Below are 16,973 nucleotides of genomic sequence, written 5' to 3' on the forward strand. Positions count from 1 at the left end.
GCCGATCCGGTCGGAGTGAGCGGGCCCCGGGTCAGCCGATCCGGCTGCCGGGGGCAGGGATTCAGCAGCTGGGGACCTTGCTCGCGTCACCCTTGTCCAGGGCCGTCAGGGCGGAGACCGCGCCCCGCAGCGTCGTCACGGGGATCAACCGCATGCCCTTGGGCAACTCGGCCTTGGCGTCGCCGCACTCCGCCCGCGGCACCAGGAACACCTTCGCGCCGTCCCGCCAGGCGGCCTGCGTCTTGAGCGAGACCCCGCCGACCGCGCCGACCTTCCCGCCGGAGGTGATGGTGCCCGTACCGGCGATGGAACGGCCGCCCGTGAGGTCGCCGCCGCTGCCGTTGCCGTCCAGCTTGTCGACGATGCCGAGGGAGAAGAAGAGTCCCGCGCTCGGCCCGCCGACGTCAGCGAGCTGAAGCTTCACGTGCACGTCCTGCGGGTCCTTGCCCAGATAGCCGAGCGCCGCCTCGGTCGCGGAGTCCTGCGACTTCTTCATCTCGCCGAGGTTGTGCTGCTCGATCTCCTTGGTGGAGTCGCCCGCCGGGTACACGGAGTCGCGGGGCATGACCGCACGGTCCGTTCGGAACCAGCTGTCGACGACATCGCCGAGACTCACCTCCGCGTCGGGCCCCGTGGCCACGATCGTCACCATGCGCAGCTTCCCCGAGGTGTCGCGGGTGGGCGCTCCGGAGATGTCGATGACGGGCTTCCCCTTCGAATCCCCGAGCACATCGGTGGTCGGCCCGGGCTGCGCGATGGCGAACGGCAGCGGTGCGAACCCCGCCACGGCAAGCAGAGCCACCACAGGCAGAGCACAAACGGCAAGGGCCCTGGGCCGCGAAATCCGAGAGAGAAGCACGAGCCCAATCTAACGCGAGGAACAGACGCGCCCAGTGTGGCGGGGGCACCCGCCGGTTGTTCAAGAGGCGCATGGGGAACTGCGCCGCTTCACACAAGGACGCGGGATTCGGGACGCTTCGCTCAGGGGGCGGGGAACGGCTCCACTTCACACAGGGGCGCGGGATTCGGGACGCTTCGCTCAGGGGGACGGGGAACGGCTCCACTTCACACAGGGGCGCGGGGAACGGCGCGATCAGCCGAGATGAACCAGCAGCCGACAGCAAACCGACGGCTCATCCAAGGGCGCGGGGAACGGCGCGATCAACCGAGACGGACCCGCAGACGAAAACGGACCCCTCCAAGGGGCGCGGGGAACTGCGCGACCAGCCGAGACGAACCAGCAGCCGACAACGAACCGACGGCTCATCCAAGGGCGCGGGGAACGGCGCGATCAACCGAGACGGACCCGCAGACGAAAACGGACCCCTCCAAGGGGCGCGGGGAACTGCGCAAAACCCCCGCCCCTGATACCCCGCACAAACACCGGCACTGACACCCCGCACAAACAACCGATCAGGCAGCGCGCTAGCGCAACGCGTCGGCCACTTCCCGCGCCGCATCAAGAACCCGCGGCCCCACCCGCTCAGGGACGGAGTCCGAAAGCATCACGACCCCCACACTCCCCTCGAGCCCGCTCACCCCCACCAACGCCGCCGCAGCGCCACACGCACCGGCCTCCAGCTCCCCATGGGTCAGCGTGTAACCAGGCTCGGGCACATGCCCCTGCCGCGCGGCGAGTATCGCCCGCCCCGCGGCCCCCCGGTCGAGCGGATGCCGGAACCCCGCCCGGTACGCCACGTGATAGTCCGTCCAGGTCGGCTCGACGACGGCCACGGCGAGCGCCTCCGAGCCGTCGACCAGCGTGAGATGCGCGGTGGCCCCGATGTCCTCGGCAAGAGATCGCAGCGCCGGCAGCGCGGCCTCCCGTACCAGCGGATGCACCTGGCGGCCCAGGCGCAGCACGCCGAGCCCCACCCGCGCCCGGCCTCCGAGGTCGCGTCGGACCAGGGCGTGCTGTTCGAGCGTGGCGAGCAAGCGGTACACGACGGTGCGGTTCACGCCGAGCTTGTTGGACAGCTCGGTGACCGTCAGCCCGTGGTCGGTGTCGGCGAGCAGCTTGAGGACACGCAGTCCTCGGTCGAGCGTCTGGGAGGTCTCCGCGGTCACGACGCCCACTCCTTAGTGGTGAAGGCGGCGGCCCCCTCCGCGGCGGTTGCGACGCCGGTCCCGTGGGCGACGCGCGTCAGAGGCCGCCGGTCGGCAATCGACCCGGTTCGGATGGTCCCGGGCGGAGGCGCATGGCGCACCGGCTGCGCTCCGCGGCGGCTCTGCCACGGGGCGTGTGCGTTGCCGGGAATGTAGCGAGGTCGTCCCGCTCAGCGGAAGACTCCGTCCAGAATCCGGGCAGTAACTATCCCGAGCTGTACCGATTGCCCCGTTACGCGGGTGGGATCAACGGAACGTGCACCGCCTCTGCACGTAGTGCACACAATTCTTGGCGCGCCGACCTTGGACGGCGCGAAGCGACGTCACTTCATCCGGGTGGCCCACTCCTGGACCTTCGCGATGCGCTGCCGCAACTGCCCGGCCGTGGCCTCCGCGCTCGGCGGCCCCCCGCACACCCGCCGCAGCTCGGTGTGGATGACGCCGTGCGGCTTCCCGCTCTGATGTACGTACGCCCCGACCATCGTGTTCAGCGACTTACGGAGTTCGAGGAGCTCCTTGTGCGAGACGACGGGCCGCCGCTCGGCCGGCATCTCGAGAAGATCGGCCTCGCTGTCCGGCTTCTTCTTGCTGTGCGCGATCTGCCGGGCCTGCCGCTTCTGGAGCAGCATCTGCACCTGGTCGGGTTCGAGGAGCCCGGGAATGCCGAGGTAGTCCTGCTCCTCCTCGCTCCCCGGGTGGGCCTGCATGCCGAACTCGGCGCCGTCGTAGAGGACCCGGTCGAACGTGGCCTCGGACTCCAGCGCCTCGAAGGAGAACTGCTCCTGCTCCCCCGTGTCCTCGTCCTGCTCCTTGTTCGCCTCGTCCATCTCCTGCTCGGACTCGGCGTAGGGGTCCTCCTCGCCGTCCTTCTTCGGCTTGTCGAGCACGTGGTCGCGCTCGACCTCCATCTCGTTGGCGAAGCCGAGGAGGTCGGGGACGGTGGGCAGGAAGACGGACGCGGTCTCGCCGCGCCGCCGTGAACGTACGAAACGGCCCACGGCCTGCGCGAAGAAGAGCGGGGTCGAGATCGTCGTCGCGTAGACGCCCACGGCGAGCCGCGGCACGTCGACGCCCTCGGACACCATGCGGACGGCGACCATCCAGCGGTCGTTGCTCCCCGAGAAGTCGTCGATCCGCTTCGACGCGCCGGTGTCGTCGGACAGGACGGTCGTGGGCTTCGTGCCGGTGATCTCCCGGATCAGCTTGGCGTAGGCGCGGGCGGAGTCCTGGTCGGCGGCGATGACGAGGCCGCCGGCGTCCGGGATGCCCTTGCGGACCTCGGTGAGCCGCTGGTCGGCAGCGCGCAGCACACTCGGCATCCACTCGCCGCGCGGGTCGAGGGCGGTGCGCCAGGCCTGGCTGATGGCGTCCTTGGTCATGGGTTCGCCGAGCCGGGCGGCGATCTCGTCACCGGCCTTCGTGCGCCACCGCATGTTGCCGCTGTAGGAGAGGAAGATGACGGGCCGCACGACACCGTCGCCGAGCGCGCTGCCGTAGCCGTACGTGTAGTCGGCGGAGGAGCGCCTGATGCCGTCCTTGCCCTCTTCGTACTGGACGAAGGGGATCGGGTTGGTGTCCGAGCGGAACGGCGTACCGGTGAGGGCGAGCCGTCGGGTCGCCGGCTCGAAGGCCTCCAGGCACGCCTCACCCCACGACTTGCTGTCACCGGCGTGGTGGATCTCGTCGAGGATGACGAGCGTCTTGCGCTGCTCGCTGCGGTTGCGGTGCAGCATCGGCCGCACGCCCACACCCGCGTACGTGACGGCGACGCCCTGGTACTCCTTGCTGAGCGGCCCCGCGCTGTACTCCGGGTCCAGCTTGATCCCTATGCGCGCGGCGGCCTCGGCCCACTGCTTCTTCAGGTGCTCGGTCGGCGCGACCACGGTCACCTGCTGCACGACATGGTGGTGCAGCAGCCAGGACGCGAGGGTGAGCGCGAACGTCGTCTTGCCGGCGCCCGGGGTGGCGACGGCGAGAAAGTCTCGCGGCTGCTCCTGGAGGTACCGCTCCATGGCCCCTTGCTGCCAGGCACGCAGCTTGCCCGCGGTGCCCCAGGGGGCGCGCCCGGGGAAGGCGGGTGAGAGGTGGTGGGAGGAGGCGGAAGCGGTGGCGGCGGCGGTGGTAGTCACGGTCTCCGGGTTCGACGGGCGCGGCAACGGGGCGATGATCGGAGGGGGTCGGGTACGTACGACAACCGGGCCACCCTACCGGTGGCCCCCTCGCTTCCCCGGGCAGACTCGGGGGCTCGGGCACCGGATGCGACGGGCCTCACATCCGTCGGGCGATGAGTCTCACATGCGCCGGGCGATGAGCCTCACGTACGTCGGGCGATGGTCCTAACACCCGTAGTGCGGTGGGTCGTACACCCGTCGTGAGGTGGGCCTCACACCCGGCACGCGATGGCCCCGCATCCGTCGCGCGGCGGCTCTCGCATGTGCCGCACGACGGCTCTCGCATCGGCTGTCCGACGGCTCTCACATCCGCTGTCCGACGGTCCTCACCTGCCCTTCAGCGCCGCGCGGCCCGCACCCGCTTGGCCTGCCCGACACGGCTCGTACCGCCGCCCGCCAGCGCTGCTCGGTCCATACCTGCGCGGCCTGCCCGTCAGCCCCGCTCGGCGCGTACCTGCGTGGCCTGTCCGACGGGACTCGTACCGTCCGTGTACCGCCCGTCAGCCCCGCGCGGCCCGCACCCGCGCGGCCTGCCCGTCAGCGCCGCTCGGCGCGTACCCGTGTGGCGACCCACGCCCCCGCCAGCGCCACCACCGCCATCGGCAGGAACACCGCCGCGAACGCCGCCGGATGCGACCCGCCGGCCGCCGTGGCGCCGTGCGCGGCCCCCACCGCTCCGCCCCCGAGCGCGGCGAACGCGGCGCCGCCCACGGCGAGCAGGACGACATTCGACAGGCCGTCCGAGATCTGCAGCGCGGCCGAGTTCGCCCCGGCCTCCTCCGGGGCGGACAACTGGAGCAGCAGCACGCTCGTGGACGAGATCACCAGGCCCATCCCGAGACACCCGAAGCCCCACGCCACCGCCACGATCCACACCGGCACGGCCTGGATCAGGACGCTCGGAGCGGTGACGATGGCCGCGGCCACCAGGACCATCCCGCCCGCCATCATGCGCTCCCGGTACGGCTCCAGGCCCGGCCGGGACTGCACGTACGAGCCCAGCGCCCACGTGGCCCCGCCCACCGCCAGTGACAGCCCGGCCGCCATCGGCGAGAGCCCGCGCTGGGTGACGAGCATCAGCGGCACGAAGGACTCGGCCGCGATGAAGGACCCGGCGGCGACCCCGCGCAGGAGGACCACGGCGGGCAGCCCGCGGGCGGCGCGGTATGTACCCCGGGGCAGCAGCCCGAGCACGGCCGGCACGAGCAGGGCGACGCCCACGGCGCCGGGGAGCAGGGACACCCAGGCCAGGTCCTGGGCCGCGTACTGAAGGAACCCGGCGCCGAAGGAGATCCCGAGAGCGAGCCGGACACGACGCCGGTCGACGGCGCCCGGGACGGCGCCGTCGGCGGGTCCGGAGGCGCGGCGACGGATCTGGGGCAGGGCGAGCGCGAGCGGGAACACGACCAGCACGGGGATCCCGATGAACACCCACCGCCACCCGAGGTGCTCGGTCACGGCGCCGGAGGCGAGCGGCCCGACGACGGAGGGGACCACCCAGCTCGCGGCGAAGGCGGCCATGATCGCGGGCCGCAGGCGCTCCGGATAGGCGCGGCTGACAACGACGTACAACGCCACGATGACCAGCCCGCCCCCCAGCCCCTGCACGGCCCGCCCGGCGATGAACATCCACATGGACGCCGCGGTGCCGGCGAGCAGCAGCCCGGCCGCGAACGCCGCGATCCCCGCCCCCAGCGGCGCCAGCGGCCCACGCCGGTCGGCCCACTGCCCGGACAGCACCATGCCGAAGAGGCTGGTGGTGAAGTAGGCGGAGAAGGCGAACGCGTAGAGCGACACCCCGTCGAGCTCACGCGCGGCGACGGGCATGGCGGTCCCGACGGCGGTGGCCTCGAACGCGATCAGCAGAACGACGGAGACGATGCCGATGCTGAGAGCGCGATATCCCCGCCCGAGCACGCCTTCACCGGTCCTGCCGTCGGCAGCGATGTCGGCAGCCATTTCGGCAGCGCCATCAGCAGCAAGTCCGGCGGGGGTGTCGGAGGCGAAATCGGGCGCGAGATCGGAGGCGCCGTCGCGGGCGAAATCGGGGGCGATGTCGCGGGCGACAGCGGCGTCACCGGACGGTTCCAGGGCGGTCATGAGCTTCAGAGTAAGGGGCACCACGCCACTTGACCCCTGTCGGTGGTCCCCGTTCTCCTGGTCCCTTGGTCGTACGACCATGAACGGCGTATGGCAGTCACATTGCGACCCACGCGCCTCTCTTGGCGCGACGACGCACGGGCCGTACGGTCAAAGACATCGAGTTCAACGAACCTTGTTCCGAACTCAGTTGGCCGTGTGCCCGAGTGGTTTAGGGATTCGCCTGCAAAGCGAAGCACACCGGTTCGATTCCGGTCACGGCCTCGACCAGCACGTTCATGAAGGGGCGCCCCGTTTCAAGGGGCGCCCCTTTGGCGTTGGCCGACAGGCACCGCGGGCGTGAAGAGCAGCGGAGCGGCCGGACTCACCCGATGCGCGGCGGACCACTCGGCAGGTTCGGGCGCCGGGGCACCACCAAAGGTCCTGGGCGACACGCCGGGCGGCATCAGCTGCGAAGCCGGCAGCACTCTCCCGCACGGCACGGTCGCCCACGTCGGCGCCACCGCCGCCCACTCCGACCGAGATCTCCAGAAGCTCATCCCTTCGCTTGCCCGGCGGGCAGTCGACGAACAGGTGGGCGCCCAGCCCGTCGAGAGTTCCACCCGCGTCGCCAAGCGTGAGGCGCGTACCACCGGACTTGCGGAGATCACGCTCGACGTCGTCGCGGGTGCAGTCGCCGCCCTGGAGGTACCAGTAGGCAACCCTGATGGACACGTCGCCCCCGGTCAGCAGACATTGCCCTGGTCCCTGACCCCGCACGACGTCACGACTGCCCCCTTCGACGGCGAAACCGTAGGCGTCCCTCTGCCGGAACCGTTCACCCCGCTCCGGCATCAGGCACTTCAGGGCCCCGCCCGGCAGAGACCTCTCGCACACCTTCGCGGGCACCGCCACGAGGGGATTCTCGTCGGGCCACAACCACCAGACACCGAGACCGCCCAGAACCAGCACCACGGCCACGACAGCTGCGGGCAGCTTTCACCGTGCGCGACCACGGGAGCCGCCCCGTTGCCCGGCCACGACTCCATCCGCCATGGCCTCATCTGTCATGCCCTCATCCTGTCATCGCGGCCAGCGGCGCTCCGTCAAGGCGGACGGAGTGCGTCACCCGAGACGGACGGCCCGCCGTCCCGCCCACCACTGGCCTGCGGCACTGATCACCCGGACGTGGGGTGACCAGTGCGTCCGGTCCTCGTTTCCCAGAATCCCGCCTCGAATCAAGGCAGTTGGGGCACACGGGGATGCGAGTACACACACGGGGAGGACATCAGCATCATGGCCATCGGACCTGCCCAGGGGCAGCAGGACCTCGCTTCGTCGCCGGCGCGGAAGCGTGCCGCGGCACGGGCGATCGAGAACCGCATCGAGCCCGACACGCGCCGCTCGGGCGAGTGGGCGGACGAGGACACGGGCGCCGCTGTCAGGGCGTTCGACGCGAAGGACGGGCACGGCTGGATCACGTCATCGGCCCTGAAGAAAGCGCACAAGGCCTGGGGCGATCAGGTGAAGTCACTTATGAACAGGCTGAGTTCGGAGAAGGTGTCGCTGCGCGCCACCACGGCCCTCCTCCAGGGCACGGACTTCGGTGTAGGGGCGCAGGTCCGGACGACGTCATCGCTCGACCGCTACTGACACGGACAACGGAGAAGACGGACAACGGACCCACGAGTCCGCACCGCGACGCCACACCGGCACATGCGCACCGCAGGCACCACGTCACCCACTCCGCCCGACGCACGAGGACGCATGCCCACGTACCACGAGATCATGACCACCGACCTCGCCACGCTCACCACCGCGGCCGATCGCTGGGACGGCATGGCGAAAGAATTCGGAAAGCGGGAGACGGATTACAAGCGGGACGTGCACGGCATCACGCCCGGCCCGCCGTCCACCTCGACCTGGACCGGCCTGAGCGCCGACGCGGCCGGCAAGCGCTTCGACGTAACGCTCCATGAATTCCAGAACGCCCAGACGGAGGCCAGGGCCATTGCCTCGCTCCTCCGGGACGCTCACGCGCAGTTCACCACGTTGCGCGGCCGGCTCAAGTCGGAGCGCGAGGCGGCCATCAAGGCCGGTATAAAGGTCTCGGATCGCGGCGTGGTGGCATACGACGAGGAACGCGCGGCCGGAGATGCCTCGAACTCGGCGATGCACGACCCCGCAAGCCGGGCCGAAGTCCAACGGGCGGTCGAATCCTGGCAGGGCCGTATCGACAAGGCGGTACGTACGCTGGGGGACGCCGACGCAGGAGTCGAGATCGCGCTCGGCGCCGCCATCTTCGATTCCAATCTCACGGACGGTACGGGCAACGGCTTCAACGCCCGCGCCAAGGGCGACATCGAACAATACGAGGCGGACGTGGCAAAGGAATCCGCCCTCAAACTCGCCAACGGCGAACGGCTCACGCAGCACCAACTCGCCGAACTCCAACGCTCGTTCCGCGACAACGACCACGATCCGGGATTCAGCCGCACCGTCCTGGACAGCCTGGGCCCGAGCGGCACGATCCGCCTGACCAACAACCTCGGCGACCTCGCCCATGTGACCGACCCCCGGCACGCGGCTGACTACAACTCCATCGAGACCGGCCTCGCCAACTCCCTCGCGACGGCCACCAAGAACTCCCACTCCCAGTGGTACAAGGACTGGCGGACGGAAATGCGGAAAGCGGGAGTCGCGCGCTACGAGACCGAATTCCAGACAGCAAGGCTGGACAAGGTCCACGGATACCAGTCGCTGGTCACGCTCATGCAGCACGGTGACGGGTACGGACGCGACTTCCTCGAGGACCTCGGCGACGACATGATCAAGGTCGAGAAGAAGAACCCTGAAATCTGGGACTTGAAGGGCGAATACAGCGGAAAACGGGGCGGCTGGTTCGCCAACGACCCGGTAGACGGCGTACTCGGCATCATGAGCCATGAGCCGGCCACGGCCGCGCACTACCTCAATGACGACGACCGCATGAAGTACCTGATGCACGACCGCGACTGGAAGCTCACGCTCCACACGACCGAGACGCCGAAGGCGACGGTCTACACCCCATCCCTGGACGCGGACACCCACGCCGGCTTCGCGGCGGCACTCCAGGCGGGAGCGACGGGCCTGGACCCGTCGGACCCGAACGCGAAGTACGTGGACCACTCCGCGGAGAACAACAAGGTGTTCAAGTCGTCACTGAAGTACCTGGCGGAAGAGGGCGACAAATTCCCGCCGTCACTTCGCGAGCCCATGGCGAAGATTCTGGTGAATCATGGGGATACGGTGCATGCGGCGGCCGGCGCAATCGACATGAACGAGGCACCGCTGGAGCAGGACCAGCTATACGAGGTCGTGAAGCAGGTATCCAAGGACCAGGGGGCATATGCGGCTCTCAACAGCGGCATCAACCACGCCATGGTCACTGATATTCACGACCCGCATCAGGAACACCCCAAGGATTCACTGACTCACGCCGGACGAACGGTAGGTTTCCTTGAGCAGGCCCGCGCCAACGCCGCAGGGGATCCCAAAGTTGCCGAATTCAAACACAAATGGGTAGTCGATCAAGCTATCGGCTACATCCCCGTCGGTGGTGACGAAATTCAATCTGGAGTCGACTACGTGACGGACCGATGGCTGGCCGACGAACAGAAGAAACTGGACGACAAAGCAGCCGAAGGAAACGTCGCCGACTACACCAATCGGAACAGGCAACTCATGGCCCTCGCAGGTGAGTGGCACAAAATCCATGGCTCCCGCGACGGCTCCGCCATCGCGGCACAGGAAGCCATCGATGAAGCCGCATACGCGGGATTCGAGCGGGGTCGGGGTGCTTCAGGGGAGAAGACCAAGTGAACCATCCAACGCGGATCGGGCTGCTGACACTATCTGTGTGCTCAGGGTTGGCGTCACTTGCCTCTTGCAGCCCCCAAGAATCCGAGATCCCGAAATCCGTCTGTGGCACGCGCGTGAATCAGAAACTTGTCGAGCCGCTACTCAGAACTCAAGGCAAGGTCAGCGAATCGCACACCGCAGGGTGGGGCAAGCGGGAGACGAATTGGTGCATTGTCCGAGTCGGAGGCGACGAATCTCTGCGCCTAAAATTTGCGTGGCACTCGGACAACGTGGACCCGATGAAGTCAGCCTCTCCCAATAACAACGTCACAGGCCTGTGGGAGCCGGCTCGGATGACCTTGGCAGATAGTGCCGCACTCGGCGATGACGGCGCGATCGCGACCACGCGCTGCCGGACGAAACCGAACAATCACTTCACGCTGACGCTCAAGCTGAGCCACCGAAGCGATGTACCCCACCTCAGAGGGGATGTCGAGAAGTTCATGCGCGCCTACATGCCCGCCACCATGAAGGCCGTGGGCTGCACTCACCCCTGACAAAGCAAGCGCACGCGACCCGTCACCCCCCAGCCGTAAGAATCACACCTCCACCCACCACAATCACCGCAAACGCCACAAACACCGCCACGAACAGCAGCAGCTTCCCGGCGGAGGGACCCGGCTCATAGGACCGCGGCTCGGGCCCATCCGCCGGATTCTGTGGCCCCGAAGGCTCACTCGTCGTCACCACTGCCGTCCTCTCCGAGCGCATCGCGACGTTCGCGTTCCCAACGTACGACCCCGCCGGAACGTGCAATCAGCCGCCCCGGCATATCCGGAGAATCGGACCACGTCGACAACGACGCCGATCCCGATGGGTCGCACAGGGCCCCGTGTCAGATACGGGGCCCCACCGACCGCTCCTGCCACCCCCGTGACGCGGCAGTGCCGCCTCACCATAGGCCTGGACCAATGCAAATCCATGATGCGGCCACGGGATGCCTACCGGCCTTCCGCAACCGGAATGAGGGCCACCCGACCACGGGGGAAGCCGGGTGACCCTCGCACCCAACAGTAAGTACGCGGCGCCGGACGCGGACCACAGCTGGCCGACGTTTGCTCGATCTGCACGCCCGGCGCGCGACCGTCACACACGCGTCTGCGCTGGTCATCGCCATGAATGAGTCGTACGGACCGCGCCGCGCGGCAACGCCGGTTCGGCTGGAGTCGATCGGTAGGCCCACGCACGCACCGCAGCCACCCCGGCCAGGACGACACATCCGGCACACCTACTAGAGCCCCGCCCCCTCCCCACCGAACACCCCACCGCACGCCGCCCGGTACGCCGCCTCCACGCTCGTACGAACCAGCCGCTCGTCGATGGAGGCCCGCATGATGAGCAACCGGTAATAGAAGGGCGCGCTCAGCGCCGCGATGACTTCGTACGCATCCGTGTCCGGCGGAACCTCGCCCCGCTCCACAGCACGGTGAACCAGCTGCGTCACGACATCGGTCCGCGCGGTGAAGGCGTCGCGGACGATGTCCGCGATATGTGGGTCGTACGCGGCAGCCGCCACCATCGCCTCGACGAGATTGCGGCTGCGCGGCAGGGCGTGGAACCCGGCGATGGCCTCGGCCAGTTCGAGCAGGTCCTGACGGAACTCACCGGAGTCCGGCGTGGCGATCGTCTTGCTGTGCTGGGCCATCAGGTCGACGACGACACCCTCGACGCTGCGCCAGCGCCGCCGGATCGTCGAAACGTGTACGCCGGACCGCTCGGCGAGCTTGTCCAGGGTGAGCCCGCCGAACCCCGTCTCGTCGAGCTCGTGCAGCGCGGCCGCGAGGACAGCCGCGCGGGTGCGGGCCGTACGTCCGCCGGGGCGGGCGGAGCCGTGCTGTGGTCGCTCAGTCATCGACGTCAATGTAGACGCCGCGACACCAGGACAAACGCCGAGCCACCAGGCAGGCCCCGCCGAGCTCGGGCCGTGCGCCAGACGCACCCCGCCCCGACACCGATCCCATGGGCACCAGATCTTCACGTCTGGGCAGGTCGATTCCTGCCCCTTCCGCTTTGCACGGCCGACGGCTTCCGGATAGCGTGGCCACACCTTAATGCGCGGCGAGAAGCATTAGCCCGTAGCGCATGGGTGTACGGGGGAACGTGGGCCGGGTCGAACCGGGCTCACACAACGGGGGATATCGTCACCGCTGCCGCGCCGGCCAACGCCGCGCGACAGCGGTGACGCCACGGACAGCGCGTACGCGCCACAGCAGAGCCGGCTCCCGCTCGCCACCCCGGCACCCATAAGCACCAGTACGGGCCACGCCTGAGTACCTCGCCAGTGCCGCCACGCCCCACCGGCGACTTTGATCGTCTCCATGCAGACAACGCCGCCGTGGCCGCCTCCCGCCCCGAGTCGCGCGAAGCGAGCTGGGGCCGGCGGCCTAGTCACCAGAGGCCAGTCGGCGGCAATCGCCACATCCATCGCGCTCGTCGCCTTCATCGGCTTTACGGCCAAGGCGTGCGAGTCGTTCGAGGGCGGCCCCGTCAGGTCGGCTTCCGCCTTCAGACTCCACATCGAGAACACGAAGCAGGCAGGCGAAGACGCATACGCGCAGCTGTCACCCGCATCGCTGACGGCGCCGTACGCGGAAAAGGAAGACAGCACATCCTGCGTGGACGACTTCGGCTTCGACGAGGAGGGAGTCACTCGCGACCGGCCGATCTACACCTGGAGCCCGCCCTTCACCAGCCGCGCCGACTACCGCACGGTGGTCGCGAACCTCAAGGCCGCCTGGCAGTCCCAGGGCCGCAAGGTGACAGATGTCCGGGCCCCCGCCAAAGGCGAACCTGGAAAAGGCCTGCCGGGAATCACGACCAAGGACGACCACGGCACGGAACTCTCCCTGCAACCCGCCTATTACTCGGGCAACCCCGAAATCCGCGCAGAGGGCACCTGCATTCGCCACCGGGACGAGTACAGCTACGACTACGACAAGGACGGCGAGCCGGGCTGGTGAGCGACCTCGCGAGGACGACCCGCATAACCCCATCGATAGGCACCGGACCACACCGAGTCATCTACGAGCCGACGCCCCACACCCCAACACCTCTACGACAGCTCCCCCACGCACTCACTCGCTCACACGAGCGATCAACCTCAACTCCGGCAGCACTCAATCGGCTTGACCCACGAGCCTCAACCGCAGACGTACAAGGGCATACGCGTGCCTGCCCACATGCAACGGCCCCGCGGAGACGCCAATCCCAGCGCGAGGGCCTGACCACCAGGGAAGCAGCGCTTCCCGATGGGGGACAACCACCTCACCCGGCACGGCGACCCGCCCCTCCCGGCGAGCGGTCCGGCCGCCCGCATCCAATCGCTCCCACCCACACCAGCGCAAAGCTCAAAGCCTTGACAGCCCGCTTCAGGGAGGGCGAGGTCCGCATCAGGGAGCGTTACGCGAGCTGGAGGCAATGAATGGCAGTTCAGCGCCAAGCCGCCCTCGGAAACCTCACCCTCCGACCACTCCCCCGCGCCCGAATCTGCCAACCAATCCCCCACCAACCCCAGCCCCAGCACGGCCCCGAGCGCTCCCCACTCCCTCCGCCCCAGCCGCATTCTCCTCGCAGCCCCACATCGCGACGACCCCCGCCGCATCCTCCCGACCCTGTTCCCCGCCTCAAGAACCTGCTCCCCCGCGCCAGGTCGATGCGCCACATGCGGCCCACCCATGCCGAAGGCGGCGTAACCCAGGGGCGATTGAGGCATTCCTCCGGATTAGCAACTGCGAGAACACGCTCCGGTCAGTGATCTTCGCAGCGAGTTGCTAACTTGATCGAACCAATGCATCTGACGATCACAGAAGCAACCGGGTACACGGGGGAAGGTGATCACCCATGGCTTGGGAAGAATGGGATCAGCTGAAGGCCGAGGCGGCAGCCCGGCAGTCCGCCAACATGCAGCTCAACAGCATCCCGGCGGACCCAGGCGGCGGAGGCGGGAGTGCGCACGGCGATCTCACCGTCAGCCAGAAGGATCTAGCAGCAGTTGGGAACGCCGCCTTCGACCTCCGCAAGGAATTTGAGGGCGTTAGTGACCGCGCCCGCCTCTCGTCCATGAAGGTCACGAGCAGCCTGAAGAAGAGCGACGGGTTCGCGCTCGGTGAAGCGCTGGACCATGTCGCCACGCACTGGGTCGACCAAGTTCAGAACCTTCTTGACGCGACGGCTCACATCTCCAACCACCTTGACTACACCAAGGGTGTGCACGCCAAGGACGAGGTCTACATCGCCGGCACGATCAGCAGCATCGCCCAGTTGGACAAGGGCTTCGACGAGCGAGGGACGGGCCACTGATGGATCTCGATGCGCTCCGTCACCTCAACTTCTCCCAGCTCGATGACGCCATCGACGACTGGGATCAGATGACACGGGACCTCAAAACCGTCGCAGACAACGCCGACAAAAACCTCAAAGGGAAGGCCGACAAGGCCAACTGGACGGGATACAACGCGGCCGTCACAAGGGAGTTCGTCGACAAGACCTCGGGGGAGTTCAGCGACGCCCACACGCAGGCAGACACCGTCACCAAGATCCTCAAGGACACCCGTGGCGAGCTGGGATCATACAAGTCTCAGTTGAACACCCTGATCGAGTCGTCGACAAGCATGACGGTAGTGGACACAGGTAGCGGCTCGTTCAACGTCATCCCCAACCCCACGACTGACCCCACCGGCGCCAAGACCGATGCCGCCGGCCTACGTGACCAGATCGAGGAAATCCTCAAGAAAGCCAGCGAAAGCGACACAACGGCCGCAAAGGCATTGCGCCTCATTGTCGACCATGCTGAATACGGCTTCTCGGACGCCAGCTACAAGGACCGGGACTCGGCGGCCGCAGCAATCAAGGCAGCTGAGGAGGCCGCCAAGACACTGCGCAAGAATCCGCACGATGTGACGAACACGGAGCTGTCGTCTCTCGATTCGACCTTGGCCAAGTACAAGAACGATCCTCTCTTCGCCGAGCAGTTCGCCGTAGACGCGGGCCCCAAGAAGATCATGACGTTCTATGCGGGCATTGCCGACCCCTATGGAATGCACTACGACCCGGAGCGCGGAGCTCTGGCAAAGAAGCTTCAGAAGAACCTGGGCATCACGCTCGGAACAGCCACGCTCTCAGACAGCGCGAACATGCGGAGCTGGGAGAAGCAGATGGTGAGCCTGGGGCCGGGCGAGCTCGGAACCGATGACGCCACCAACCCACGCGGCTTCGCGGTCATGAGTAACCTCATGCGCTTCGGCGACTACGACGACCAGTTCCTCAACGACTACGGGGACAAGCTCTACACGTTCGACAAGGAACACAACGTCAAGGGGCTGAGCCCCTGGGTCAATAACTGGAATCAGGGCGACCTCAATTATTGGGGAAAGGACGACCGTGGCCGCGACCCGATGGCCGGCTTCCTCGAGGCGCTCGGGCACAACCCGGACGCATCGACGCAGTTCTTCGAGCAGCCTGATGGCACCGGGGCCGGCGTAGACAAGGACTCCGAGGTCAACGACCACCTCAAGTACCTGACCAAGGACCGCATCTGGCTCTCCGACGCCACGCTTGACGGCAACGACAAGGTTGTGGCCGGACGAGACTCCCTCGGGCACGCCTTGGAAGCAGCGACCATCGGTTACCCCTACGATGCCGACGCGAAGGCCATGCAGGCCGGCGACCACCGCACAGCCGCAACTGCCGGTGTCATGGAGCAGGTCGCATACCTCTACGGCAGTAAAGACGGGCCGGACATGCTGCATGGCCAACCAGAACTGGCCGACAGCCTGGGCAAAATGGGCGGCGCCTACATCGACGACCTTGACTACAATCTCTCCGGCATCGGAGAAAGTGCCATGGACAGTGACACTTTCCCTCCCAAGTATCCGGGGCGCGCCCACTTCACCAACGAGGGCGCGATCAACTTCATGAGCGTTCTCGGCCAGGACGAGAATTCGCATCGCGCCATCACAGCTGCGCAGCACCTCTACACTCTGAGCGCGCTCGACGCCTACCCCCCGACGAGCGATTCCAACATCGGACACGCTCACGACGTGCTGACCACCGAGGCCCAGGCCCGGGGAATCCTCGACAACTCCCGTGTTCAGCAAGCCGAGGCTACGTACAAGGCCGGCACAGAGGAAGCCAACAAATCGCTGGGAAGGTCCGCGGACTGGATCAAGCTCGGGGCCGGAGCCGTCGTCGGCGGCGGCATCGCCGCGATTCCCCTTCCGGGTTCCACGGCAGCTGCCCTCGTAGTCGCACCGCTCGCTGCGGATACCGTTGGCGAGGCCGTAAATACATTTATCGGGCATCAAGTCGACAAGGGGGTAGACGCCGCAGAGCAGGACCCCGCCGAGCAATCCCAGTTGACGAGCAGCGAGTTCTACAAGAAGGGAATTAATCAACTCGGGACCGACTATGCGTCCTACACCGAGGACAACCCTAAGGTCAAGGGAATCGCCAATGACCAAAATTGGGTCCAAGATATAAACAACGCTTACTACGGGACCGGCTCGCAAGAAAACGACTATCGCGGCCGCACGCCACACAAGGACTGACCCGTGCCACAGATCAGCAAAAGACCACGCGCCCGCACCACCTCCAAGATGGCAGCGGCTATCTCCCTGGCGACGCTCTGCCTAGTCTCATGCAGTGGCGGCGACGACGGAAATCAGACGGAGGCGAACTTGGCCGCCTCCCAGCTATGTGCCTCAACTCTAGACGCGCCGG

Annotated in this window: 11 protein-coding genes and 1 tRNA gene; 7 read left to right on the forward strand and 5 right to left on the reverse strand. The window is 67.4% G+C overall.

What is annotated here, in order from left to right:
* Nucleotides 1-61: 61 nt before the first annotated feature.
* The 4 genes from LGI35_RS19010 to LGI35_RS19025 all read right to left on the reverse strand — a co-directional run bounded on the left by LGI35_RS19010 (nt 62) and on the right by LGI35_RS19025 (nt 6,377).
* Nucleotides 62-805 (reverse strand): S16 family serine protease, encoded by a 744-nt coding sequence (locus LGI35_RS19010; RefSeq protein ID WP_227295010.1) that lies wholly within the window; start codon nt 803-805, stop codon nt 62-64.
* 620 nt (nt 806-1,425) lie between these two features.
* A complete protein-coding gene (locus LGI35_RS19015) occupies nt 1,426-2,067 on the reverse strand; it encodes an IclR family transcriptional regulator (RefSeq protein WP_227295012.1) in 642 nt (213 codons plus the stop codon).
* Nucleotides 2,068-2,429: 362 nt separating this feature from the next.
* Nucleotides 2,430-4,235 (reverse strand): DEAD/DEAH box helicase, encoded by a 1,806-nt coding sequence (locus LGI35_RS19020; protein ID WP_227295014.1) that lies wholly within the window; start codon nt 4,233-4,235, stop codon nt 2,430-2,432.
* A gap of 579 nt (nt 4,236-4,814) precedes the next feature.
* Nucleotides 4,815-6,377 carry an MFS transporter gene (locus LGI35_RS19025; protein ID WP_376225714.1) on the reverse strand — a complete coding sequence of 521 codons (1,563 nt, stop codon included), beginning with the start codon at nt 6,375-6,377 and terminating at the stop codon, nt 4,815-4,817.
* Between the two features lie 192 nt (nt 6,378-6,569).
* Here LGI35_RS19025 and LGI35_RS19030 point away from each other — a divergent pair.
* The 4 genes from LGI35_RS19030 to LGI35_RS19045 all read left to right on the forward strand — a co-directional run bounded on the left by LGI35_RS19030 (nt 6,570) and on the right by LGI35_RS19045 (nt 10,753).
* A tRNA-Cys gene (locus tag LGI35_RS19030) sits at nt 6,570-6,641 on the forward strand.
* A gap of 1,011 nt (nt 6,642-7,652) precedes the next feature.
* Entirely contained in the window at nt 7,653-8,009 is a 357-nt protein-coding gene (locus tag LGI35_RS19035) for a hypothetical protein (protein ID WP_227295016.1), read from the forward strand.
* A 135-nt stretch (nt 8,010-8,144) separates the two neighbouring features.
* The gene (locus LGI35_RS19040; protein WP_227295018.1) at nt 8,145-10,217 is read left to right on the forward strand and encodes a hypothetical protein; all 2,073 of its coding nucleotides are present in this window, start codon (nt 8,145-8,147) and stop codon (nt 10,215-10,217) included.
* 278 nt (nt 10,218-10,495) lie between these two features.
* Nucleotides 10,496-10,753: a hypothetical protein gene (locus LGI35_RS19045; RefSeq protein ID WP_227295019.1), complete on the forward strand. Its 258-nt coding sequence runs from the start codon at nt 10,496-10,498 to the stop codon at nt 10,751-10,753.
* 734 nt (nt 10,754-11,487) lie between these two features.
* On the opposite strand, the gene LGI35_RS19050 is transcribed toward LGI35_RS19045, so the two are convergent.
* Nucleotides 11,488-12,108, reverse strand: coding sequence for a TetR/AcrR family transcriptional regulator (locus LGI35_RS19050; RefSeq protein ID WP_227295021.1), 621 nt, complete (start codon nt 12,106-12,108; stop codon nt 11,488-11,490).
* 466 nt (nt 12,109-12,574) lie between these two features.
* On the opposite strand from LGI35_RS19050, the gene LGI35_RS19055 reads away from it, so the two are divergent.
* From LGI35_RS19055 to LGI35_RS19065, 3 genes are all read left to right on the forward strand, one after another.
* Nucleotides 12,575-13,216, forward strand: coding sequence for a hypothetical protein (locus LGI35_RS19055; RefSeq protein WP_227295023.1), 642 nt, complete (start codon nt 12,575-12,577; stop codon nt 13,214-13,216).
* 880 nt (nt 13,217-14,096) lie between these two features.
* A complete protein-coding gene (locus LGI35_RS19060) occupies nt 14,097-14,555 on the forward strand; it encodes a hypothetical protein (protein WP_227295024.1) in 459 nt (152 codons plus the stop codon).
* A complete protein-coding gene (locus LGI35_RS19065; protein ID WP_227295025.1) occupies nt 14,555-16,801 on the forward strand; it encodes a hypothetical protein in 2,247 nt (748 codons plus the stop codon). Before LGI35_RS19060 ends, LGI35_RS19065 begins: the two co-directional genes overlap by 1 nt.
* Nucleotides 16,802-16,973: the final 172 nt, after the last annotated feature.

The sequence above is a fragment of the Streptomyces longhuiensis genome (assembly GCF_020616555.1).
GTDB classification, from domain to species: Bacteria; Actinomycetota; Actinomycetes; order Streptomycetales; family Streptomycetaceae; genus Streptomyces; species Streptomyces longhuiensis.